This window comes from Synechococcus sp. R55.7 (assembly GCF_047461955.1).
Classification (GTDB): domain Bacteria; phylum Cyanobacteriota; class Cyanobacteriia; order Thermostichales; family Thermostichaceae; genus Thermostichus.
On the sequence record NZ_JANSIC010000448.1, the window covers coordinates 1 to 760 of the forward strand.

Consider the following 760-nt stretch of genomic DNA (forward strand, 5'->3'; position numbering starts at 1 on the left):
CCAATGGCAGTGGGATCCCCATCCTTAGCCTGGATTTGCCGTCTGGCCTCAACGACCAAACCGGGGAAGTCTGGGGCTGCTGCATTCGCGCCAGCCATACCTATACCCTTGGCCTTTGGAAACGGGGGCTGTGGCAGGAAGCAGCTCTGCCTTGGGTAGGACGGTTACATCGCGTTGATTTTGGGATCCCCGCTTGGGCCTGCCCAGAGGATGAGGTTCCCCGGTTGTTGCTGCGGCCTTGGCAGCACTTTCCTGCGGATCCCCCTTTGGATACCCACAAATACCGCCAGGGATCCCTGTTGTTGGTGGCAGGCTCGGCAGCCTATGCTGGAGCAGCGGTGTTGGCGGGGCTGGGATCCCGCGCCAGCGGGGTGGGCATGGTGGCGATGGCGGCGCCGGCGGAGTTGAAAGGACTGATCCACAGCGCCTTGCCAGAGGTTTTGGTTCATGCCTGGGAAGGGATCCCTTCTCTGCCGCCGGTTGCCGAGAAACCCTTTCAGGCGGTGGCCGTGGGGCCGGGCTTGGGAGAAACCCGTTTGCCCCTGCTGGAGATCCTGCTGCGGGATTGGGCCGGGATCCCCTGGGTGATCGATGCCGATGGCCTCAATGCTCTCGCGGAGATGGGGGTAGAGCGCTTACGAGAAAAAGGGATCCAAGCCATTCTCACCCCCCACCTGGGGGAATTTCGGCGGCTTTTTCCGGGGATCCCGCTTGGGGATCGCATCGAGGCAGCCCAAAGGGCGGCAGCCCAGAGTGGAGC

Annotated in this window: 1 protein-coding gene; it reads left to right on the forward strand. The window is 63.2% G+C overall.

Annotated elements, in window-relative coordinates; all coding sequences use genetic code 11:
* Positions 1-760 (forward strand): bifunctional ADP-dependent NAD(P)H-hydrate dehydratase/NAD(P)H-hydrate epimerase (locus tag NW820_RS13060; protein ID WP_414407732.1); only part of this gene is annotated, 760 nt, incomplete at both ends.